The sequence below is a fragment of the Aquimarina agarilytica ZC1 genome (assembly GCF_000255455.1).
GTDB lineage: Bacteria > Bacteroidota > Bacteroidia > Flavobacteriales > Flavobacteriaceae > Aquimarina > Aquimarina agarilytica.
This window is the reverse complement of record NZ_JH621248.1, coordinates 43,900-69,114: the sequence shown is the minus strand read 5'-3', so window position 1 is coordinate 69,114 and position 25,215 is coordinate 43,900. Positions and strand designations below refer to the sequence as shown.

Sequence of the window (25,215 nt, the reverse complement as noted above, 5' to 3'; positions counted from 1 at the left end):
ATTTTAATTGAAAGAAAATGTAGGTAGTAATTAACCGATACTCGAATGATTTTTAGTATTAAAAAACAGCACAATAAAATATGTCCACATTAAAAAAAATAGCATTCCATGGAACGGAACAGGTAGCATTTTCGAACGAAACAGCTTTGAATTATTATATAGCTACTACTATAAAAGGAAGCTACGACATAGCGTTAAACAGAAACAAGTCATTAGAAAAAATTATTGAAGTAAGCTCGGACGATGTTGTCGAAATGGAATTTGAAAATGGGTTTATTCGGGTAATGACAGCCGATCAGATTGCCGAGGAATTCCCTGGTAGAAAAACCAGAAGTGTACATGAGGGAGTAGGTGTTGATGTGATAAGCCTACCTAATTATATTGACGAAGAAATACAGTCAAGAGGGGTATTAAAAAATATGTTGAAACGCTTGAAAATTATTTCTGTTGATGAGCAATTAGCAAGCATATCTGCAAAGGCAATAACCCAAAAAATTGAATCCAAGTTAATTGTTAACGAAGGTTTATTCCATTGTTACAATGACCCCAATTTAATTGAAGGCCCTGTAGTTCATTTAGAAATAAATCAACCTGTTTTGCTTTTTTTACATGGTACGGCATCCAATACTTCGGGCAGTTTTGGAGGCTTAGTTACTCAGGGAGTTGCTTCCCAAGCATGGACTAAATTAAAGGGAAAATATAAAGAACAGATCCTAACCTATGAACATAAAACCTTGTCCAAAAGTCCGCTTGAAAATGTGGTTCATTTATTAGAAAGTTTACCTCAAAATACTACTTTGGACATTGTTTCGCATTCGCGAGGTGGTTTGGTTGGCGAAATTTTAGCACGCTGTACTCCATCGGACAAAGAAGCTTTTTCGGCTACCGAGTTGCACTTTTTTGAAACCTTAGGCAGAACCGACGATTTAAAGCATGCACAACGTATAAACGCATTACTAAAAAGTAAACAACTCACTATAGGTAAATTTGTTCGAGTGGCTTGTCCAGCCTCGGGAACCACGTTGGCATCCAAACGTCTGGATCAATATTTTACAGTGTTGTTGAATTTAATAGGATTAATACCAGGCTTGCAAACAAGTAGTTTGTATGGTTATATAAAGTCATTTCTGTTGGCCTTTGTTCAGAAAAAAGAAGACATTAAAATATTGCCTGGCTTGGAATCTATGATGCCGAGTTCTCCTTTGATTCGAGTGCTTAACAATGCCTCATTAACTGTAGCGTCAGAATTATATGTGATTTCGGGAGATGTAAAATATCATGGGGTGTTACATTCTTTATCTGTAATGTTAACAGATGTGTTTTTTAGAACACAGCATGATTTTGTAGTGAACACTGCCTCTATGTTTGGAGGAGCACCCCGAGCAAAAATGTATTATACCTTTAATAGTAATAAGGATATTAGTCATTTTAATTACTTTTTTAATAAATCCTCCCAAGGATATATCGCTTCGGCATTACTAGGAAACCCCACAGCCTTTAAAAAATTAACGCAGCAAAACTTAAGTGCATTTAAAAATGATGGTGTACGGGGTATTTTGGATGCGGTTTCGAATGAAACACGTTTTGCCAATAACAAACCCATAGTATATGTAGTGCCGGGTATTATGGGAAGTAAATTAAAAGCCGAAGGCGATCGTATTTGGGTAAACCCTTTGCGTTTAGTAGTAGGTGGCTTGTCGCGAATAAAAAATAATGCTACTGATATAGAAGCTTATGGCTTAATGGGTTCAGCCTATAAAAGTCTGTTAAAAGAGCTACAAGAAAAAAATAATGTGATCCCTTTTCCTTACGATTGGCGAAAATCGATTATTGAAGCAGCGCACAAATTGGCAGCCGATATCACCAATCGTTTGCAAGAAACCACGCAGCCTATTCGAATCATAGCGCATTCTATGGGCGGTTTGGTGGTACATGCCATGTATAGTTTGCCCGAGTATCATGAGTTGTGGCAGCAAATGGTGTCGCGTAATGGGGCACGCGTGTTATTTTTAGGTTCGCCATTAAAAGGATCTCATATGATTCCTTCGCTATTTATGAAGAAAAATAAGCCATTTAAAATTCTTCATTACATGGACTTAAAAAACTCTGCTAAGGAAGTGCTTCAAATTATCAAAGAGTTTCAAGGTTTGTTAGAATTGTTACCTACCGATGCAGAACATGCCTATTTTGATCAAGAGATATGGGATACATTACTCAAAACCGAAAAAGATTTTGTTAAACCTCCAAAGGAATTACTATCAAAGGCAAGTAAAGTATATGAGCTGTTTAAGCAAAAACCAATAGCGGGTGAAGCCTTAGTTTATGTAGCCGGAAAAGAGCGCCTTACGCCAAGTAAATTGAATTTTGAAAATGGAAAAGCACAGCTTATTGGCACCACCCGTGGTGATGGTAGTGTTACTTGGCAAACAGGTATACCCGATGCCTTGCAAGATAGTACATGGTATATGAATACTACTCATGGGAAATTATGTGATGATAAAAAACATTTCCCTGCATTGATGGAATTGCTGGAAAAGGGCTCTACAAATTTACTTTCTAAAAGTCCGATTCTTGTACGTGGTGAAGTGGACGAAATACCCATGCCAGAGGATGAACCATTGTTACTCCTGTCTAACCAAGAGGCATTAGAAAAAACGATAATGGGGATCGACCATTTTCCAGATGTTGAAGAGCCCGATGCGATGATTAATGTAACCATATGTCATGGCGATTTAGGGAATGCGAAACACCCTGTAGCAGTAGGGCATCATATAAATGATCCTATTGTAAGTGCCGAAAGTGTGGTGGATTATTATATGAATTACCGCCTTTCGAAAAATAAAGAAGTAAATGTATACCCAGGACCCTTGGAAACATCATTGGTGATGTTTAATGATTTACCCACCTTATTCCAAGGAGCTGTAGTCATTGGTTTGGGAGAGTATGGTGTATTAAATGAAGGGAATTTGACAAAGAGTATTACCAATGCCATGTTGGACTATGCCGTTACGCATGCTAATAGGAATTGTAAAAATCCTAATGAAATTTTTGGGATAGGTATTAGTGTATTACTTATAGGTAGTGATTATAGTGGATTACCGATTAGAAACTCTATGCGTGCCATATTACGAGGAATCGTTTTTGCTAATAAAAAATTGTTAGCCATGAATGACCCCGAAGTTCAAATTATAAATGATATTGAATTTATGGAAATTTATGAGGATCGTGCTATTCACGCCATGCATGAATTACATAAAATAAGAAAAGAACCTTCTTTTGAAGAGGTAATACATATTAGCGATCCTTATGTAAAAAAAGTTTCGGGAAGGCGAAAGCGAATTCCAGGAGATCAATCTTCGGTGTGGTGGCACCGTATTAAAGTTGAAGGGGCTAAACGAGGTGGCGTGGATAATGAAACCGGCTGCACTAATGCTCCTTTAAAGTTTGTTTCCTTAACAGATAAGGCTAGAGCCGAAGAAGAAATTAAACCTACTCAGCGTATTTTAATTGATAAATTAATTTCGGCTTCGGTGCAACATAACGAATGGAATGAAGAAAAAGCACGGACCTTATTTAATTTATTGATCCCTAATAATTTTAGAGATTATACAACCGATAATAAGAATATCTTATTCATTTTAGATGAGAATTCGGCACAATACCCTTGGGAAATTTTGCATTTACCCAACTCTAAAAGCAATAAACCATTGGTGACCCAAATAGGTTTTATTAGGCAATTGGTCACTAAAAATTACTCCTCCATAAATGCCGTTGTCGAAAATTCTATTTTAGTAGTAGGTAACCCCAAAAATCCGATTTCATTTTTACCTGGAGCCGAGGATGAGGCGCATAGCGTTTCTGAAATTTTTCAAACCCATTCCTTTGAGGTAAACAAATCAATAAATGAGGATGGAGTGGCTATTATTAATAAACTTTTAGGAGGGAATAATTATAAGATTATTCATTTTGCTGGTCATGGAGTTATAGGGAAAGTACCTGCGGAAACAGGCGTGGTATTAGATAATGGGATTTTAATTACTGCAGTAGAAATTGATGCCTTACCCAAAACACCTGAATTTGCCTTTATAAATTGTTGTTATTTGGGAAAAACAGAAGAAATAACACAGGAGTTCAACAAGCTCGCGGCAAATGTAGGGACACAGTTTATACAAAAAGGAGTAAAGGCTGTTGTGGCTGCGGGTTGGGCCGTTGATGATGGAGCTGCTAAACATTTTGCAGAGGTATTGTACCATTCACTTTTGTCGGGAGAAACCTTTGGAGAAGCCGTTCAAAATGCGCGTTTATCAACCTACGACACCTATCCATCAAGTAATACTTGGGCGGCTTATCAATGTTATGGCGATCCGTTTTATAGGCTCACTGATACGCAACGCGTGAATAAAAAGGAAAAAATGACTTTTGTTGATCCTGTGGAGGTAATTGTTGAAATTAATAATTTAACTAGTCAAACGGAACCGGCTTCGAGCAGAGATCGAAAAAATTTAAGTGAGCAATTGAGTGCTATTATTAGTCAGATTCCTCAAAAGTGGCTAGGTAAATCTAAAATAGTAGAAGCTATTGCCAATTGTTATTACGAATTAAACTTATACGAAAATGCCTTGATATATTTTGATAAACTCGGCGATCTTATTGATGGGAATACCAGCTTAGAAAGTATGCTTCGGATGGCAAATATTCAAACAAAAATTTCGGTAAAACAATTGGATAAACCAGAGCAATTGACTCAGGCACAAAAAAAGCAGGCTGTTGTTAGCATCCTGAATTCTGAAAAAATTATTGATAACCTAATTAGTTTAGGCGAAAACAGTAGGCGTTTTGGGGTGCTAGGAGGGCATTTTAAACGAAAATGTATGGTCGGTGTTGATATAGATGCTTTATTAAAAAATGGGAAAGGAGATTTTACAGGGAGTAATGAGTTCGATTTTATAAAGGAATGTTTGTTGAAATCAATAGCATCTTACCATAAAGCGAGCCTTTTTGTTATTGCACAACAGCAAGATTATTATGCCGTGTTAAACTGGGCTACCTTAGAGGTAATGTATAAATTGTATGATGGAAATAGAAAAAAAGAGCTAGCTAAAGCGGAAGAAAGAATACAGCAATTAGAAACGGAATTTGAAAACGGACCTCGTATTTCACGTTCTTTTTGGTATCAAATATTTCCCGCTGCTATTGAAATTTATAAGCTATTAAGTATAAGTAGTGCCGAAAAACGCAAGGCTTGTTTGGATAAACTGATTGCCACTTATGATATGAATTGGGCCAAAGGAGGATCTGTACGAAAGGCTGAAAATACTATTGGACACCTCGATTTTTTAATTATAATGTTACAACGTAGATTAAAATTCAACTTATCGGCGGCAAAAAGGAAACATATTGAGGCTACTGTAGATTCGTATGTTTTTTTAAAGAAAAAATTAACTCAGGTGTTAATTAGTAAAGTTTAAAAAATGGGGAATCAAGTTTTTATAAGTTACAGTAAAAAAGATAGTCATTTTTTGGATGAATTGCGGGTCCATTTAAGTTATTTAGAACGTGAGTATAAATTTGAAATTTGGGAAGATTCTAAAATTCGGGCAGGAGATGATTGGCGTAACGAAATCTATGAGGCTATTGAAAAAACAAGTATTGCAGTATTATTGGTAAGTGCTAATTTTATAGCCTCGGATTTTATAAATAGCGAGGAGTTGCCTGCATTACTCGAAATAGCCGAAAATAAAGGAGCTAAAATATTTTCCGTAATACTAAGTCATTGTATGTTTTCTGATATTGATGCTATAGCTAAGTTGCAAAGTTTAAATCCGCCAAATCAGCCTGTAATTGAAATGGATACGGCTGCTCGAGATGCTTTTTACATGAAAGTAACTCAGGAAATTAAAAAAGGATTGATTACTCAAATAAGCCCATCACAACTAAAAAAGAAGCCAAAAAAACTAATTACCAATTTAGAGTTAGCATTTTTTAAAGTGCGTGTAGTTAAGCTACTGTACAAAAACCCTCAAAAAATGACTATTTCGAATATGCAAAAAGAATTAGCTATTGAAAAACGAAAAATTCTAGTGCAAATAATTCAAGAATTAATTACTGAAGAAATGCTACTAAAAGAGAAAGAAATTAGTGGGGTGTGTTATTTTTTAAGTGCAAAAGGAATAAAAGTATGCTCAAGTTACATTACAAATAATTAATGTACTGTTTTGAGATTTACTTTGATCCTCCTGTTTTACGTCCTGAGCTAGACGATACAAAGCAAACCCCATGTAAGTACACATTACTTAATGAACATTGGTTTCGAACATAGTCCGATCCGATATGTATAATTTGCTTTAACATACTATTCGATTTAGAATTATATATTGTTATATAATTAAAATATACCGCAAATATAAAGCCAAAATTTTATAATTGACAATTAAATTCGCTTTAAATAATAATATGATAATTTTTGTGGTGTTTTAGTTTAACCTACTTTATTTTTTTAGGTTATAAAGTAGGTTAAACTAAAATGAAAACTATTTTTGAGAGATATCCCTAATAGTTTTAAAATCAAAGTCTAGGGTGGTAAACCCATGCGAGCAATGAAAAGTAGTAACAGCTAAGTTTTTATCATCCACAAAATTCACGATATCTTTTGCAAGTGCAATCATTCGCTGTTGGTCTTCGGTTTTAAAAGTATCAAACACATTAATAAAACCAGGATTATATAAATCATTAAAGTAAATGGTTTTGGTCGCTGGTTTGTATAACACTATGTAATCATCCTCTTCGGCATGTAAGGTTGAAATAGTATATAATGCTACTTTTTCATCACCAGTTCCAATAGTCATTACATCTGTTACTCCGGTAACATTTATAGGTGTATTTGCAATGGGATTTGGCAGCACGGTACTAGGGCGTTGTAATACGTTTTCAATAAATGATTTTGAACCTTGTCCAACTATGAGGTCACCTCCTTCGGCTAAACTACCCCTAAGGCCACCAGTGTGATCAAAGTGATTGTGCGAGTGTACCACATATGTAATAGGATCGGTACTAAAATCTTGCCTTATTTTATCAAGTACCACTTTTGATCTACGATCATTAATAGGGGAATCATAAAGTAATAAACCGCCATCAATTTTAAATGCATAGGTGTAATGCGATTGAAAATCACCCGAAACACGATAGACATTGTTATCATTAGCAACTAATTCAGATGCTAAGGCTAATGGTGATGATTGTGTTACAATTTCCACAGGAAAATCAATAGGAAAAGTTTGTAGTAATGTTCTAAAATGAAATTGAGAGGATAGGTGTCCAAATTTTGCTTCGTTGGCATTATAGCTAAAAGCTTCTTCATTGGTAAGTGTTAATTCTGTATTTTCAATTTCGGGATTGATTTTGACCTCAGAAATGGATTCTTTTCTAATGATATTACCATCAAGTATATGTGTTAAGCGAGTAGGGTATTTTAAATCATTACTAGTTTCCCATTTTTCATAAACCACTTCGTATACTACATCACCCAACAAAGGATCATTTTCGAGCACTTGTGATTTAATAGGTAAATTAGTATCCGTATCAATTACAAGTTGAATATCTGGAGTATCACTTCCAAAACCTAAAGGAGATGTATTAAAGTTAACATTTATTATTCCAGCTTTTGTACTTTGTATAGCTCCCTTAGCAATCATTTTAGTAATAGCTATAGGTGATGACATGAGTAAGGTTTTTTGGCGTGCGGCTAATTTTGTTGAAAACATAGGATCGCCAGTGACACCAAAACCACTAAAGTTTGCAGAAAATGTGCCTGTTGTACCTTCAGATTTTCCTTTGGTATGGTCAATAGTCTCTACAAAACTAAAATCTGTAGCAAAGGCATAGTCGGCATTTACATTCCAACTTTGTTTGGATTGTGTTCCATTTAAGTTATAAATTAAGCTGTAGTCAAAATCAGCAACTTTGCCATTAACAGGTTCTGGATCCTCTTGAAATTCAAAAGCTTCTCCAGTAGATTTGTAAGTTATAGTTAATGCACTTGATAGGTTCGCTTTACCACCTAAAGCCTCCTCCACTTTGGCGAATAATGCTTTATTGTCATTGGAAGCTGTGGTCTCATCATCTTTTTTGCAACTTACTATTGCCAGTGTTGCAATGATGCTTAGCCATAAAATTTTACCTAGTTTTTTCATAATTTTTTAAGTTTTAACAATGGATGTGTTGAATTTTAAACCCGAATTATGCATTAAAAAATCTACTCTTTTTATAGTCTATTGCAACTACTATTGTAAACCGTGTTTTTAATTTAGTAATAGCGGTAGGTGTTATACTAAAATTAAGAAAACACTAGTGTTTATATATAAACTTATAACGAAGTGCTAACGCATTATCCGAGTTAGATCAAATTTCAGTATAATTTATGGGCTATAGGTTAAACTAGATTAACAAAGTAAGGAGACAAGGTATTGTTTGATTTATCAGGAAATTGGAATACTACCAGGTTAATACAGGCATTGCTATCTCTAATGTTAAGCACTTGCATGGTATTAGTATTTCTCTATTGAGGTTGTTTTTGAAAGTTTTAATTATATGATAATTAATATTTTATGAAAAATTTAAGTGAATTGGCAGCAGTAACTTTAATTTAATGAAATAATTATTTAATATTAAGAAAGTTCCTTTAACAATTTAGCAACATTTTAATAATTATTATACAGTATTACACTAATATACAAACAACTGTTTGAATTTAATTTTGTCTCAACCAATTAGATAATTAAACTTAGTCAATATGTATAATTCAAAATTATTTTTAAAACTATTTGCTTCATTAGCATTAGTAGCTTCAATTACAAGTTGTGAAACTGAAGATGGTAAGGTAGGACCTCCAGGGCCAGCTGGTCCAGCTGGAACTATAAGCGAAGCCTCAAAGGCAGAAATTGATGCTTTAAAAGCACAAATCGAAGAGTTAATAAAAAAAGGAGATGCTACAGCTGAAGAGATAGTTGAAGCTGAAGAAAAAATAAAAGCTTTAACAAAACAAAATGAAGATGCCGAGGATGAGTTAAGTAGTCTTATGGCTAGTCTAGAGCAACTATTGAAAAGAAATGCGGAAGGTATTCCTTTTGGTGAATTAGTGAATTTTTTAGATGTTAAGCCAGAGTTTTCTTCAATTAAAGTAACTCCATTGTTATCTTCTGAATCAAAATTAGCTAATGAATTTGTATATGGTTCAATGGCCGATGGGTGTGGCTTATTAAAAGAAGCTGATGGAACATACACGTTTATTAATAATATTGAAGCTGATTATTCTGTAGCACGTATTAAGCTGGATGCCGATTTAAAACCAGTTTCTGGAGAATATATATTAAATGCTGAAGCTACAGCAAATACAGCTCAGTGTTCAGGTTCTTTGATAACTATGGAAGAGCACGGTTTTGGTCCCATGTACCTTTCTGGAGGTGAGTGGGGAGGAGACTCTAAAGGGGTTTTTGTAACTGATCCTTACAGATCGGCTTCCGAAGCAGGATCGGCAACAATGTTAACTGCTTTTGGTCAATGGTCAACTGAAAATGCAGTGGTCATAGGAAAAGATGCTTATCCAACTAAAACGGTTGCTTTTATTGGTGATGATGATTCTGATAATGAAGTGCCTCAAGGTCACTTAGGAATGTATGTAGGTACCCGAGGAGATTTATCTGGTGGTAAACTATATACGTTAAAGGTGTCTTCTGCAGGAATTTTGAATGAAGTAGATATGGCTGAAGGAATGGAATACGATGCCGAATTTGTTGAAATGTCGGAAACTGAAATAGAAGCTTTAAATCAAGAAGCTATGGATAAGGGTGCTATGGGATTCTCTCGTTTAGAAGATATCGATTGGAGAAGAGGTACTGCTGAAAACCAAAGAGAAATTTATTTTGCGGTTACTGGTCGTAATAAATCTGGTTTGGTAGGTAAAGGAAGTATTTTAGGACGTATTTATAAAGTAGTATTAAATGAAAACGACCCTACAGGAGCAGCTAAAATTACTTGTGTGTTAGATGGAGATAAAGTAGGAGGAATAGCCGATGGTTTCCACTCACCTGATAATATTTTAGTAACAGAAAACTACGCCTATATTCAGGAAGATCCTAATGGATATTTTGATGTGAATCCTGCGATACAAGGTTATGCTAAAGTATACCAATATGATTTAACTTCGGGAGCGTTAAAAACGGTTTTAGAATGTGATCAAGAAAAAGCAGAAAGTTTAGGTTTTGGTACTACTTCCAGAACATGGGAACTTACTGGAATGATCGATATTTCTGATGTAACAAAATCTGGTAAAAATCAATTCTTATTAATTACTCAAAACCACGGTTGGAATGCCATACCAGGTCAGGTATTTACAGACAAGAATGCCATTTCGGATGCTAAAGGACATTGGGCTCAAGAAGGTTCAATGCTGTATTTAATAGAGGGATTAGATAGATAATAAACTATGAGATTTTATATTTCTTTAAAACAAAAGACATGCCTGTTTTGTGCATGTCTTTTGTTTATTTTAACAAATTGTAATAAAAATAAAACTACAAGTGCCGAAGGTGAATATATAACAAAAAATGAGTTGTTAACACCACTGGAAAAACTGGAGTTGAATTACAAGGAAACGCTTAAAAAAGCTTTTGAAAGTTTAGATAAGTTGCAAGAAGAATCTAAGCATCAAAAAATGGTAGTACATTACAAAGTTGCTAGAAAACAATTTAAGTCTATTGAACCTATTTTGTCCTTTATAGATAAAAATAATTATGCGTCACTAAATGCTCCTAATTTGATTAAAGTCATGGAGGAAGATGCTACTGACATAAAAATTTTACATCCTTTTGGTTTTCAAGTGATAGAAGAACTATTATTTGAAGAGGAAAAAGATCTAGAAGCAATAAAGACAGTAGCTAAAAAAACAGCTAGCCGCCTTAAATTATTATATAATAACACAAAGTTAAGGTTCAAAGATTATCATATTTTATGGTTGATAAGAAATCAAATTGTTAGGATTGCAACAACGGGGATCACTGGTTTTGATTCGCCAGCCTTAGGGCAGTCGTTAAAAGAATCGTCTTGGATTTATCAAGAAATACTACATATTTTAAAGATATATAAAGAAAATTTTTCTGATCCAGAATTAATGCAATCATGGGAAAAAGAAACACAAGCTTCAATAACTTTTTTAAATCATGATTTTGATAGTTTTGATCGCTTTCTGTTTATAAAAAACCACATAAATACCCAGTTGGCTTTAATGGCTAAAATACAACAGGATTGGGGCGTAAAATTTAATGTCACATTGGCATTAAATCACGAAGCGGAAAAGTTATTTTCTGAAGAAGCTTTCAATATGAAGTATTTTTCGGATTACCGTTTTGAAATGAATAATATAGACACAAAAATAGCTATTGGTAAAAAGCTATTTAATGATAAAAGATTGTCTATAGCCAATACGATGGCCTGTGCTACTTGTCATATAAAAGAAAAAGCCTTTACCGATGGATTACAAACTTTTGATAAGCATCAAAAACGAAACACACCTACTATAACTTATGCTGCGTTACAGCAGTCTTTTTTTGTTGATGCTAGGGCAGGTAGTTTGGAGGGGCAAATTGTTGGTGTAGTGACCAATCATGGAGAATTCAATACCAATTTGAAGCACTTAGAAAATGTGGTTAAAAAGGATGCCTATTACAAAAAGGCATTTGATACTTTATACACTCGTGGTGGGACAGATATGAATATACGTCATGCCATGGCTTCCTATATTAGAACCTTGAACAAATTCGATTCTAAATTTGACAGAAACATTAGAGGTGAGGAAAATACATTAACTGCATCTGAAAAAAATGGATTTAATTTATTTACGGGTAAAGCCTTGTGTGCTACCTGCCATTTTGCACCAGTGTTTAATGGTACCGTACCGCCAAATTTTTTAGATACCGAATTGGAAGCCATAGGAGTGCCTGTAAAGAATGATACTATAAATGCTAAAATCTCAACAGATTTAGGAAGGTATAACCAGTTTAAAACCCCACAGCGAAAACACTTTTTTAAAACACCTAGTATACGGAATGCAGCTGTAACAGCTCCATATATGCATAATGGTGTATACAATACACTGGAAGAGGTGGTGGACTTTTATAATAGAGGAGGAGGACAAGGTATTGGTATTAATTTGCCCAATCAGACGCTTCCATTTGATAATTTGAATTTAACAAAATCGGAACAAAAGGATTTAGTCGCTTTTATAAAAACCTTAACTGATGCAGATTTTGTTAAAAAATTAAATAGGGTTTAATGAAATATCTACTCGATAAAAGTAGTTTTTGGAACTTGTTATTAAATGTATAATTAATAACTTTTTTTTAACGAATAGTTAACCGTAATACAACTCGGTAAAATACAATTAAAAGCGCTGAAAAGTCGTTCTAATGCTGTAAATTAAACATATTCAGTATTATGAAGAAAGTGTCATTTTTTTTAATCGTATTATTAATTGTCTCATGTTCAAAGACCGATGAGGCTAAAACGCCAGTTGAAGAGGCTGTAAGTTTTTATGGACTTAAAGAAGGAAATTCTTGGGTATATAAAAGTTTTAGACGTAACAGAGAAACGGATTCTTATGAGGATGTTAATGTAGTGGATTCCGTATCGGTATTGTCAAGAGAAATTATTGATGGAGAAACTTTTTTTAAAGTTAGAACAAAAACTACAGGGAATGAAAAAGGCATTGCTTTTTGTAATCCTAATGGAACTAAATATGAATTTTTAAGAGATTCATTAGGCAGTCTTATAAATGATAAAGGAGAGATTTTGTTTGTAAATAATTCGAATGATAAATTTTTTCGATCTGAGAGGATTGAATTTGAGGTGTTTACTGAATTAAAAGAAGGAACTAGAGATATAACGACTGAAGCGGGAGAGTTTAAAACTTTAGATATGGAAACTTACGCCATAGATTTAAAAGATTCAAAACGATTACCAGGTAAGGATAATGATTATTACTCACCTGGAATTGGTTTAATTTTAAAAAAATATTCAACTGTTTCAGATAGCAAGCATTTGATTGAAAGAAGACTGCAATCATATACAATTAAGTAACTAAAATTAGTGTCTGGTTAAAATTTATTGAAAACCTTAAAGCATCTGTATATGCAGATTTTAAATTAATTTTTTTATAGAAGTTGCTTGATATTAACTTAAGCAATTTTCTTATTCTCCTTAGAAATATAGAGTTAAATCGAAGACAATTTTTAATACAAAAAAATAGGCAAGGTTTTAAATCTTGCCTATTTTCCATTTAGGTACTATTATTATGATCAATAGTAAAAAAATAGATTTAAATTTTCGACCAAGACCATTTAGAACCAGACCAAGAATTAACCCATAAATTACCGTCACTACCCTTAACAAATACATAAGGTCTACTTCCGTCAACGGTTATACTTCCCATGGCTTTGGATATAGAAATATTAGTTTTTGGTTTCCCTTGATTGGCCCACACCCATTTGGATCCTGTCCATAAGTTAACCCATAAATTACCATCATTACCTTTAACAAATACGTAAGGTCTACTCCCGTCAACAGTTATACTACCCATTGATTCGGAAAAGCCTACACCAGGTTTTCCTTGGTTGGACCAAATCCATCTAGTTCCAGACCACCAATTTGACCATAGGTTACCGTCCGTTCCTTTCACAAATACATAAGGTCTGCTACCATCTACAGTAATGGCTCCCATAGATTGCGCGATGTTAGTTCTTGGTTTTCCTTGATTAGACCAAGACCATTTAGACCCAGACCACCAATTTGACCATAAATTACCATCAGTTCCTTGAACAAATACATAAGGTCTACTACCATCTACAGTAATGGCTCCCATAGATTGCGCGATGTTAGTTGTTGGTTTTCCTTGGTTAGCCCAAGACCATTTAGACCCTGACCACCAATTTGACCATAGGTTACCGTCAGTTCCTTGAACAAATACATAAGGTCTACTGCCATCTACAGTTATAGCTCCCATTGATTGAGAAAAACCTGAGTTAGGTTTTCCGTGATTATTCCAAGACCATTTAGATCCAGACAAACTATTATTCCATAGGTTACCGTCGTTTCCTTTAACAAATACATAAGGTTTATTGTTATTAACAGTTGCAGTTCCTATTGATTGTGAAAAACCAGTATGAGGTTTTCCGAGATTTAAAGTAGATCGATTTCTAGATTCGCTCCAAAGGTCATTGTCATTACCTTTAGAGAATAGGTAGTATGCATTGTTGATGGAGCTATTAGTTATACCCATGGATTCATTAAAAGGAATTAATTTTTTTCCACCTGAAATATTGATATCTCTTTCACTATGAGATTGATGTATATTGGGGTTGTTTGGGTCTATGACTTTTATACTATATGTACCATTAAATATGTCAGAAGGTATTGTCCATTTGTAAATCTCTTTGTCTATAGTAGTTTTTACGTTTTTAGCTATAGTTAAGGAATTTTTATTTCTTTGATGATTATACAGATATATATCAACAGTGTTTGAATCCCATCTGTCACATCCATTGCAAAGTGATCCTTCTAAGTTGATTGTGACTACATCACCAGGAGTCATGTTTAATGTACTTAAATTCGGATAAAAGTCTTTGTTAATAAATACTGTCCAGTTATTTGTTGTAATCGGTTGAACACTTTCAGAAATTTCGTTGTTACTAGTATCTTTCTCGCAAGAAAGAACAAATAATGATAAAAAGTTAATAATTGTAATCTTGAAAAAAATGTATCTCATATTTAAATAAAATTTGGTTAAAATATTAAGTTAAAAATAAATTAAAAACAAATACTTTTTAGTAGTAAAGGAAAAATATTTTTTCGTTTATAAATCTACAAAGTGTAGTGTGTTGAATTAAGTATGGAGATATTTAAAAAAACGCTCTCAATTGTACACTGCCACTATGAATTGTTTTGGAAATTTTTGTTTTTCGACCGCTGTAGTTCAGGTTGAGTTCTAAAAATTTAGTGATCTTTTTTTGAGCTAAAAGATTCCAAGTAAAATTAGTACCTGGTTGTAGTCCATTTAATAATTGATAGGCTACAGGTGAAAAGGAGTTGCCTTCAAATTCGTTTTCAAACCAATCAAAGGCACCTGTTACAGTGGCATTTTCTTGATTTCCTAAACGAAACGCAGCTGTTAGTTTTTGTTGATTTAATTTTTCGGCACCAAGGGCAGTATTTTCTTTAGTTAAAAAAGAATAGGAAACAGAAACACTTGATTGTCCCGAGAATAAATAGGAAACCTTTGGTGTAAATTCATTTCCTTCCAAGGTAAAGTTTCTATCTGGAGTGTTTTCAACCTCACTTTTTTGATGGCTCATAATATAACGGGAATCAAACAACCAGCTTTCTTTAATTTTATGCGAAAAATTAAAATTGTGAGATGTAGTTTCGTTGGATTGACTTCCTGTAATGAGTATGTTGTTGGTAGTTGCGTTTAAAAAGGTGTAGTTACTAGTATAATGTTGTTTGCCTCTGTTGAAAAATAAAGAGTTTCGTAAGTTGGCATTTAAGCCCAAGTCATCGGCGCTATTTTTAAAAATATTAAAATTGAGGTCGTTCCCTTCGCGTGATACTTTACGGTCAATAATAAAGGAGGTTTGGTTGTAAAAATGAGCAGCAAAACGTTTCCATGATAGTTCGGATTTTTTCCAATTAGCTAAGTCTAATGTGACTTGCTGGCTCAGTTTGTTTTGGTAGGTTTTTAGAAAAACTTGTCTTGGTAAAAGTACTCTAATATAGGTAGCTTGATCGGGAAAAGGGCTTAATTCAAATTCAAGCAAATCTTGTTTGCCATCATTATTGTAATCATTCCATGTGTATAAACCACGTCCTGGTTCAACTTCTACGTAAGTGAAATCCTGTCGCGGTAGTGTTCCACTTTGAGTTTCAATAGCGGTGTTCCATAAAATTCTATTTCTCCATAATTTTTGACGGAAAAGGAGGCGCGAATTTAAGTTTTTGTCTTTTTCAGTTTCTCGGACATCATTTTGTACTCGGTAGTTTACAAAAAGGGATAATCGAGTAGTGGAGTTGCTAATAAGTTGCGAGTTTAAGTAAGCGGTATTAGCAGTACTCACACGTTGCAATTGGTTGTTTTGGATGCTGTCATTAACGCGATAGCGATAGCCAATTTTAGCAAATACTTTAGTACTATCACCCACACCAGTAAATACTTCGTAGGATTGATAACGTTGACTTTGGTTTGTGAGTCGGTTGGTGGCTTTTTCCGATTCTTGGTTATTTTCCAACCCCCACTTGGCACCAGTCCAAAATTTTTGTTTGTTGTAATTAATCCCAGTATAACTACGTAAAAAAGTGCTTTTTAGTGCGGTGCTAGTGCTTTTTAAAGTACTTGATCTGTGCGTGAGTTGCCAATTTTTAAGGCGTAATAGTGTGCTAAGTAAATGTCTATTACCTGTATATTGATTCCCAAAATCCAAGTATTGAAAGTCATAATTGATTGTTCCATTTTTGGGATGTTTAAAATGGAGCCCCATATTGGTTAGTAGTTGATCATTAATTCCAGGGGTTAAATTCCAATCTCTATTAAATTCAATATTATATAAACGCTCAATACTGCGATAGTTTTTTTGTACCCAATCTGCACTTCCAGTAGCAGTAGCACTCCAACCAATAGTATCTTTTCCAAATAAGCGTTGCTCAAGTTTAAATCGGGCGGCACCTCCATTATTGTTATTGTCATTGATAGATGAAAACAGATTCTGGTCATTTGAACTAGCGGCTAATTCAAAATCCAATGTGGTTTTCTTATTAGGGATATAAGTTCCCATAAGTACACCAACTTGTAATTTGTTGGGAGCCTGTAATTGGGTTATTGGAGCAAAATCTCCTTGAGGGACTCCATTATCGGGTGCTATATATTCAAAAATACGGTTGGCAACAGTGGTGTTTATTAATCTGTAATTACCGCTTCCTTGAGCTACCCTCGAAAAACGTACTTGAAAAAGTGGTTCATTTGGATTAGCTAAAGTGTTTATGTCAGCTAAAAATTCATAAACAGGATTGGTTTCTGTTCCAGTGTTTCTGTACAAAATTTTATTTTCACCAAAAGTATCGGGTACAGCCGAGGGGGCAGTCATCAAATTTTCATCGTCTCCAGCTTCGGAAAGTACTCGTTTTTGCTCATTACTTAAATCCTGTTGTAGGGTTTGATTTTTAAGATCATTTTCCGAATACACAAAAGCCTCTAAGTTTAGTTTTTTGGAGCTGAGTTTAGCGCCTCCTAATCCAAAAATACGCGCATAGTTTCGTTGTGATGTTTGGTATTCCACAATAATACGCATATCGGTAGTAATGGGGTAGGTGGGGTTAAAACGGAGTTCGCCTGCATTGTAATCAATTATATAGTCATTGTTTTCACCTCGTTTAAGTAAAAGTCCATTTACATATACACGTTCACTGCCCGAAACTATAAGTACAAACAATTCACCGCCTTGACCAATCAGCTTATACGGACCTTGATTTCCCTCTTCCCCATCAATACTACTACGATTGTATTGACCACGAACTAGTGCACCAGATAAATAGGCATTGGTTTCTGTATGAGCTCCGCTAAATGTAGATTGAACGGACAAGCCTTGTAATTTTTTGGTGAATGTGGCAAATACACTTTTAGTATTGGAAAGTTGAATATCACCAGCTCTAATGCCCCATTTTTTTCCTGTTAATTCAATAAAAATTTGATCAAATTCATCAATACTTTGTGAATAACCACCTTCCTGTAAGGGGATATTCGAATCTTGTAAGGATGCTTTTAGTGTAATTCCTTCGCTTAATTGTCCCGAAATTTGTAAATCTAATTCCGAGTTAAATACGGAGTTTTGATTGTTACCCACTGTAATTCCTCTTGAAATACTTCCGTTGGTGGACAGGCCATTAAACAATTCAAAGGAACTTTTGTAATTAGGTTGCTTAAGTTGATATAGTTTTTTTGATAGCGTGTTTTTAGGAATAATTAATGAGGGATCTAGATTTTGATATTTTTTAGTAATAAAATCGGGGTACCTAAAATAGGTTACTTGAATGGAGTCACTAAGGCTTTCGGTGTTTTTTAAATACAATTTCGCTTTCGCGAAGTCGATTTGATAAAGCGTGCTGTCAATTGGTTTTAATGTATTATCAACTAATTTGAAGCCAAATTTTTGAATGCTTAATGAGTCTAGCTGAATGGAATCCGTAACCTTTATAAAACGCTTTTGCAATAGACCAGTGGAGTCCTGAGGGTACCCAATGTAAAAAAAGCTAATTAAAAAGAGAAAAAAAAGTCCTCGCATACCTGTCAAAGCTACACTATTTCGTAGTTAAAACGCAACAAGACTTACAAATTGCATGCTAAACCATAAAATATGGACTACAAAACTAAAAAACTCTTGAAAAAGTACTATTTAAAACATTTCAACCTGATGCGCAGATTTTAATAAATCATTAACTGTTTTTACAGGGTTAAAAGTGGTTAAAGGTACTTCGACAAAAATGCTAATCCATTTGGACATGGCACCATTCCATAAGCCAGGTAATTCAAGTGCTTTTATTTTTTCTCCATTAATGGATTTTTCAGTAATAAATCCAGCTTTAGGGTCAACATAATTTAGCAAATTGAATTTTTCGCCTTTATAGTTTTTCATTCCACAAACTAAATCAACGGGATTAAAGTGAGTAGCTTGTCGCATAATAGTATTTTGGCGCGTGTCACGTTTGTCTATTTGTGCACCTTCAATAATTTGCAACTCCGAACGTCCTCGATTATTTTTAACCCAAAATGGACCTCCACCAGGCTCCCCTTCATTTAATACAATACCGCAAACACGGATAGGCCTATCTAGTACATCAAGTAAATATTCTTGCTTGTATTTTTCTGAAAATTTTTCAAAATCAATAGGCATATTTATATTTAATTCCTTGGTGATAAATTTACTTATTTTAGCAAGTTCTTCTTCATCAGGAATTTCTTTTTCAATAGTTGTTAGTATTGAAAATACATGATTTTGTATGGCTAAAAGCTTTCCGGCCAAAGCTTTTTTGTAAATGGATAATTCATCTTGATATTTACGAACAACTACGTTATCAATGTTTTTAATAAAAACAAGGTCGGCATCAATATCATTAAGATTTTCAATTAATGCACCATGTCCTCCAGGTCTAAATAAAATAGCACCATCAGCTAATCGAAAAGGCTTGTTTTCCATGTCAACAGCTACAGTATCTGTAAATTCTTTTTGAGTAGAATAGGAGATTTCAAAGGTAGTTTGAGTCTTTTGCTCTACAATTTTACGAACACGTTCAAATTCGTTTTTAAAACCCAATAAATGTTCTTTTGAAACAGTAAAATGTAACGCAGCTTTACCATTTACTGCAGTGTAACTTGCGGCTTCATGTAAATGTTCACCAAAAGCAGTAGTTATGGTATCCTTGTATTTGTGAAACGGTAATAAGCCCTTGGGGTAACTTCCATAATTTAAGCCGCTTCCATTTTTTAGCATGGTTTTTACAAAAGCATAAAGCTGTTCCCCTTCAGAATAATCATCAAAACGTGGGTGTTTTTTTTTGGTAGCATCAAAAACAATATGATAAAAAGGGAGTTTTTCTAATCCAATTAAAAACAAACGAATAGCAGTAGCTTTTTCGTAGTTTAGGTAAGAGTTTAAGCTTTCCTTAGTGTAATCGTAATTATCTAAAAACTTAAATAGCTCTTTAAACATACGCGTAGCAGCACCAGAAGCAGGAACAAATTTGACTACACGTAGTTTGGAAATTTGGCGATCATAAATTTTGGAAAGTTCCAATAGTTCGCCAGTATCAAAATTAGTAATACCATTCCCTAGTTTCGCAGCTTCTCTAAGTCTCACAAAAGGGATGTCATTTTTAAAAATTTCAATCTGTTGTGCTACTTGTTCAACAGTTAATCCTTTAGCTTTTATTTGTTTAATGTCAGCTTCTGTAATTTGCACTATAGTCGGTATTTAATCCACAACGTGGTGTTTAATTTTCCGAGTTTTACCTCGGAATAAAAAAATATTGTTCAACATAGACCTTGCGGACTTGCCTTAAGGTGGGGTAACTATATGTTTGCAATATAAGTATTCGAAATAAAAAAAATAACTTAATTGAGTTAGAAAGTGTAAACGCAGGTAAACTCCTCAAATTCTAGGTAAAATACATCAAAAAATTCAATTTCTTCTTTAAAATGAACACTAGCTCTAGTAAAGGTTTCTTTAAAATTAAAAGGTGCTAACTCAATATGTTGTTTAAAACTAAGTCCAACTTGTCCGTAAAGTTTGTAAATGGACTCTTTAGCTCCCCAAATTACCGTTAGTGATTTTATGTTGTTTTGATGTTTGGAAAGCCATTCCTTTTCTTTCTCAGAAACAAATTTGTTAGCTATAGTTTCAATTTTAATACGTTGCTTTTCAATATCAATCCCTACAGGTTTAGCACTTAGTATGATGGCCGAAAATTCATGAGAATGAGTAATTGACACACAAACACCATCACTTAACTTAGGCTTTCCTACTTCATTATAGGTAAGGTCTTCATCGGTATATTGTGCAATGGCGAGTAAATGACGGACACTTAAATAGGCTTTGCGATGCATTTCAGATTTCATTCCCAGAACTCTTTCTGTAGAGTTTTTGCCTAATGAAATCCCAGTGGATAATTCATTTTCTGTTTCTGTAATTTTCCAAATAAGGATATGTGTTTCATCGTCGGCAGCAATGCTTTTGTAAAGTGGCATGAGTATAAGCTATTTTGGTCTGTATTTTGTAACTTTGCACTTCTTAAAATAAAAATATATAATAAAAAGTATCACTATATTTTAAGAATACAAAGTAAGTCAAAAATAGTTACACGACTAAGAAAAATAAAATCTATGAGTACTACTGCAACACCATACGTAGCCTATAAGGTGAAAGACATTTCGTTAGCGGAATGGGGACGTAAAGAAATTGAATTAGCTGAAGCTGAAATGCCAGGTTTAATGTCCTTGCGTGAAGAATATAAAAACGAGCAGCCTTTAAAAGGAGCACGTATTGCTGGGTGTTTACATATGACTATCCAAACTGCTGTACTTATTGAAACTTTAATTGCACTTGGGGCCGAGGTTACTTGGAGTAGTTGTAATATATTTTCTACACAAGATCAAGCGGCTGCAGCTATCGCTGCTGCAGGGATACCTGTTTATGCATGGAAAGGAATGAATGAGGAGGAGTTTGATTGGTGTATTGAGCAAACACTTTTCTTTGGAGAAGATAAAAAGCCGTTAAATATGATTTTAGATGACGGCGGTGATTTAACAAATATGGTGTTGGATCGTTATCCTGAATTGGTAGGTGACATTAAAGGACTTTCTGAAGAAACTACAACAGGAGTACATCGTTTATACGAACGTGTAAAAAATGGTACGTTACCAATGCCGGCAATTAATGTGAACGATTCGGTAACAAAGTCAAAATTTGATAATAAATACGGGTGTCGTGAAAGTGCTGTAGATGCTATTCGTAGAGCCACGGATATCATGTTGGCAGGAAAACGTGTTGTAGTGGCTGGTTATGGTGATGTTGGTAAAGGTACAGCGGCGTCTTTTAGTGGAGCAGGAGCTATTGTAACGGTAACCGAAATTGATCCAATTTGTGCATTACAAGCAGCTATGGATGGTTACGAGGTAAAGAAAATGGAAACAATTATCCCTAATGCCGATATTGTAATTACCACAACTGGAAATAAGGATATTATTTTAGAGAAGCATTTCCGTGCTATGAAGGATAAAACTATAGTATGTAATATAGGTCATTTTGACAATGAAATAGACATGGCTTGGTTAAACGGAGCTTATGGTAATACTAAAGATGAAATTAAACCTCAGGTAGATAAGTACACTATTGATGGAAAAGACATTATTGTATTGGCAGAGGGGCGTTTAGTAAACTTAGGTTGTGCTACAGGACATCCAAGTTTTGTAATGAGTAATTCATTTACAAACCAAACTCTTGCACAGTTAGAGTTGTGGAATAATGCTGCAGCATATAAAAACGAAGTGTATATGTTACCTAAGCATTTAGATGAAAAAGTAGCACGTTTGCACTTGAATCGTTTAGGAGTGGAGTTAGAAGAGTTAAGACCAGATCAAGCAGAATATATTGGAGTAACGGTTGAAGGGCCATTTAAACCAGAATATTACAGGTACTAAAAAATGTACCAATAAATTTTAAAGAGGCTGTCTAATTTTTAGATAGCCTTTTTTGATTCGCTTATATTTGATACTATAATTTTGAAATATGGAAAAGGATCCTGAAATAATAATAAAATCAAAGGAAACATTGTCAGATGATTATTATGTGCTTCATAAGGTAACTATTGATTATAAAAAAGAAGATGGAAGCATTGAGGAGCAAGTCAGGGAGGTGTATGATAAAGGCAGTGGAGCGGCCATTCTTTTGTATAATAAAGAAACACGAAAGGTGATTTTAACACGCCAATTTCGATTACCTATTTATATAAATGAGGGTGAAAAAAATGGGATGTTAATAGAAGTGTGCGCTGGGTTATTGGATGGTCTAGATCCCGAAACTTGTGCTAAAAAAGAAGCTTTGGAAGAAACAGGCTATAAAGTTGATAAAGTAGATTTTTTGTTCGAAGCCTATATGACTCCAGGAGCGGTAATGGAAAAGGTGTCATATTTTATAGCAGAATATAATGAGCATATGAAGGTTGCAGATGGAGGAGGGTTGTCTGAAGAACAAGAAAATATTGAGGTGTTGGAAATAGATTTTAATGAGGCTTATGCGATGATCGCTAAAGGTGAGATTATTGATGGTAAATCTATTATTTTATTACAGTATGCATTTATGAAGATTTTTGATTTATAGCTAAAACAAAAAAGCCGCTTAAACATAGTTTAAACGGCTTTTTATTTATTTTATAGTTTTCCCTTTTTCGTTATGAAAATGGTATTCTAAATACGTGTAAGCGTCTCTTGGAGAGATCTTAATCCATTGCTTGTGGTTTAATGACCATTTTGCACGGATGGATGGAAAGCCTTTAGTTAAAAAGGCGGTTATAAAAGGATGAGCAGTAATGCTAATACTTTTATTCTTTTTGTTGTTAATGAGTTTCTTAAGTTCAACCTCAATTTTATTCACCAAAACAATCGGTGCTTCTACCTCGCTACCAGAACCATTAGGGTTTTTTTCGCGGGTTTTAATGTTTGTTTCGGGTCGAACACGCTGTCGCGTTATTTGTACCAATCCAAATTTACTTGGTGGTAAAATTTTGTGTTTTGCTTTATCATCAAGCATTTCTTCTCGTAGGCAATCAAATAGTTTGCGTCGATTTTCTGATTTTCCCATATCAATAAAATCAACAACGATGATTCCTCCCATGTCACGAAGTCTTAATTGACGAGCAATTTCTTTAGCGCTTATTAAGTTAACTTCAAGCGCGGTGTCTTCCTGGTTTCGGGCTTTGTTTGAACGATTTCCACTGTTTACATCTATAACATGTAATGCTTCAGTATGTTCAATAACAAGGTATGCGCCTTTACTCATGGAGACAGATTGTCCAAAACTTGTTTTTATTTGACGTTCAATGCCAAATCGCTCAAAAATAGGTTCTTTGCTTTTGTAGTGCTTAACAATCGATGTTTTTTTTGGGGCTATTTCAGTTAGGTAATCAGTTACCTGGTTGTATAATTCCTCTTCATCTACATGGATTCCAGTAAAGGTATCATTAAAAACATCTCTTAGAATAGAGGAAGCTCTATTCATTTCTCCTAATACTTTTGAGGGGTGCTCTGCTTTGTATAGTTTGCTACACATACTTTTCCAGCGCTCCACCAAGTTTTCTAAATCTTTGTCTAGTTCTGCTACTTTTTTGCCTTCTGCAACGGTACGAATAATAACACCAAATCCTTTAGGTTTAATACTTTTTACTAATCGTTTTAAGCGGTCTTTTTCCTCATTACTCGTGATCTTTTGTGATACGGATACTCTATTTGAAAAAGGAACTAAAACAATATAACGCCCAGCTATCGATATTTCGGAGCTAAGGCGAGGACCTTTAGTTGATATTGGTTCTTTTACTATTTGTACTAATACAGACTGATTTGCTTTGAAAACATCGGTAATTACACCGTTTTTTTCAATGTCTTTTTCAGTTTGAAAATTCTCTAAAGAATAATCTTTAAGTTTACCTGTGCTTACACGTTTTACAAACTTTATCAAAGAGTTGATTTGAGGGCCTAGATCATGATAATGTAAAAAGGCATCTTTTTCATAGCCTACATTTACAAAAGCAGCATTAAGCCCAGCAACAGGTTTTCTTATTTTGGCAATAAAAATATCACCAACTGAAAAATTACTGTTGTCTTCCTCTTTGTGAAGTTCGATTAGTTTTCCATCCTTTAGTAAGGCAAAATCTGTAGATGAACCCGACCTAATAATTAATTCTTTATTCATTTTATTAGGTTTATGCGTTGCTAAACAACGCTGTTATTACAAATTTTATCACAGGAAATAGCTTAAGTACACAAAATGAATTTAAATAAATTGATATTTAGTGTACTTATTGTATTTTCCAACAAACACATAAATGTGTTTTATTTCAATGAACTGTTCTTTAAAAAAAAAGAAAAAGTAGTACTAGACTACTTTTTCTTGTGACGATTAGCTCTTCTACGCTTTTTACGCTTGTGAGTTGCTACCTTATGTCTTTTACGTTTTTTACCGCTTGGCATATATTAATTTATTTATTGGTTATTTACTACTGTACTTCAACATTAGTTTTCACACCTTCGATGAAAACCTTTGCTGGTTTAAATGCAGGAATATTGTGAGCTGGAATCTTGATAGTTGTATTTTTTGAAATATTTCTTCCAGTTTTTTCAGCTCTTGTTTTGATAATAAAGCTACCAAAACCTCTTAGGTAAACGTTATCACCACTTTCTAAAGATGTTTTTACTTCAGACATAAATGTCTCAACTATAGCTTGAACATCAGTCTTTTCCATTCCTAACTTTTCCGTAATGTTTGCAACAATATCTGCTTTTGTCATAATGTAATTATTATTTTCGGGGTTAATTTGCCTGCAAATATATGAATTTAAAACTCAAAATATCAACAG

Annotated in this window: 14 protein-coding genes; 7 read left to right on the top strand and 7 right to left on the bottom strand. The window is 34.1% G+C overall.

Annotated features, from left to right (window positions below):
• Positions 1-80 precede the first annotated feature (80 nt).
• Together KQA_RS0202345 and KQA_RS0202340 are read left to right on the top strand one after the other, a co-directional pair.
• Entirely contained in the window at positions 81-5,468 is a 5,388-nt protein-coding gene (locus KQA_RS0202345; protein WP_010177685.1) for a DUF7379 domain-containing protein, read from the top strand.
• Between the two features lie 3 nt (positions 5,469-5,471).
• The gene (locus KQA_RS0202340) at positions 5,472-6,206 is read left to right on the top strand and encodes a toll/interleukin-1 receptor domain-containing protein (RefSeq protein ID WP_010177683.1); all 735 of its coding nucleotides are present in this window, start codon (positions 5,472-5,474) and stop codon (positions 6,204-6,206) included.
• Positions 6,207-6,530: 324 nt separating this feature from the next.
• Here KQA_RS0202340 and KQA_RS0202335 read toward each other — a convergent pair whose 3' ends face one another.
• On the bottom strand, positions 6,531-8,189 hold the full coding sequence (locus tag KQA_RS0202335) for an MBL fold metallo-hydrolase (protein ID WP_010177681.1): 1,659 nt from the start codon (positions 8,187-8,189) through the stop codon (positions 6,531-6,533).
• Positions 8,190-8,788: 599 nt separating this feature from the next.
• Between KQA_RS0202335 and KQA_RS0202330 the strand changes: the two genes are divergently transcribed.
• From KQA_RS0202330 to KQA_RS0202320, 3 genes are all read left to right on the top strand, one after another.
• Positions 8,789-10,474 carry an alkaline phosphatase PhoX gene (locus KQA_RS0202330; RefSeq protein ID WP_010177679.1) on the top strand — a complete coding sequence of 562 codons (1,686 nt, stop codon included), beginning with the start codon at positions 8,789-8,791 and terminating at the stop codon, positions 10,472-10,474.
• A gap of 6 nt (positions 10,475-10,480) precedes the next feature.
• Entirely contained in the window at positions 10,481-12,325 is a 1,845-nt protein-coding gene (locus tag KQA_RS0202325) for a cytochrome-c peroxidase (protein ID WP_040395997.1), read from the top strand.
• 161 nt (positions 12,326-12,486) lie between these two features.
• Positions 12,487-13,128 carry a hypothetical protein gene (locus tag KQA_RS0202320; protein ID WP_010177675.1) on the top strand — a complete coding sequence of 214 codons (642 nt, stop codon included), beginning with the start codon at positions 12,487-12,489 and terminating at the stop codon, positions 13,126-13,128.
• 238 nt (positions 13,129-13,366) lie between these two features.
• Here the strand turns inward: KQA_RS0202320 and KQA_RS0202315 are convergent, their stop codons facing one another.
• The 4 genes from KQA_RS0202315 to KQA_RS0202300 form a co-directional block, all read right to left on the bottom strand.
• Complete coding sequence (locus KQA_RS0202315; protein ID WP_010177673.1) at positions 13,367-14,812, bottom strand: hypothetical protein; 1,446 nt, start codon at positions 14,810-14,812, stop codon at positions 13,367-13,369.
• 133 nt (positions 14,813-14,945) lie between these two features.
• Positions 14,946-18,374: a hypothetical protein gene (locus tag KQA_RS0202310; protein WP_010177671.1), complete on the bottom strand. Its 3,429-nt coding sequence runs from the start codon at positions 18,372-18,374 to the stop codon at positions 14,946-14,948.
• A gap of 111 nt (positions 18,375-18,485) precedes the next feature.
• Complete coding sequence (locus KQA_RS0202305) at positions 18,486-20,048, bottom strand: DUF4301 family protein (protein ID WP_010177669.1); 1,563 nt, start codon at positions 20,046-20,048, stop codon at positions 18,486-18,488.
• Positions 20,049-20,209: 161 nt separating this feature from the next.
• A complete protein-coding gene (locus KQA_RS0202300) occupies positions 20,210-20,833 on the bottom strand; it encodes a 4'-phosphopantetheinyl transferase family protein (protein ID WP_010177667.1) in 624 nt (207 codons plus the stop codon).
• Positions 20,834-20,968: 135 nt separating this feature from the next.
• Between KQA_RS0202300 and ahcY the strand changes: the two genes are divergently transcribed.
• Together ahcY and KQA_RS0202290 are read left to right on the top strand one after the other, a co-directional pair.
• Positions 20,969-22,285, top strand: coding sequence for an adenosylhomocysteinase (ahcY, locus tag KQA_RS0202295; protein WP_010177664.1), 1,317 nt, complete (start codon positions 20,969-20,971; stop codon positions 22,283-22,285).
• A gap of 88 nt (positions 22,286-22,373) precedes the next feature.
• Positions 22,374-22,964: an NUDIX domain-containing protein gene (locus KQA_RS0202290; RefSeq protein WP_010177662.1), complete on the top strand. Its 591-nt coding sequence runs from the start codon at positions 22,374-22,376 to the stop codon at positions 22,962-22,964.
• Between the two features lie 45 nt (positions 22,965-23,009).
• Here KQA_RS0202290 and KQA_RS0202285 read toward each other — a convergent pair whose 3' ends face one another.
• Together KQA_RS0202285 and KQA_RS0202280 are read right to left on the bottom strand one after the other, a co-directional pair.
• On the bottom strand, positions 23,010-24,551 hold the full coding sequence (locus KQA_RS0202285; protein WP_010177660.1) for an Rne/Rng family ribonuclease: 1,542 nt from the start codon (positions 24,549-24,551) through the stop codon (positions 23,010-23,012).
• Between the two features lie 304 nt (positions 24,552-24,855).
• Positions 24,856-25,146, bottom strand: a complete 291-nt coding sequence (locus tag KQA_RS0202280) for an HU family DNA-binding protein (protein WP_010177659.1) — start codon at positions 25,144-25,146, stop codon at positions 24,856-24,858.
• Positions 25,147-25,215: the final 69 nt, after the last annotated feature.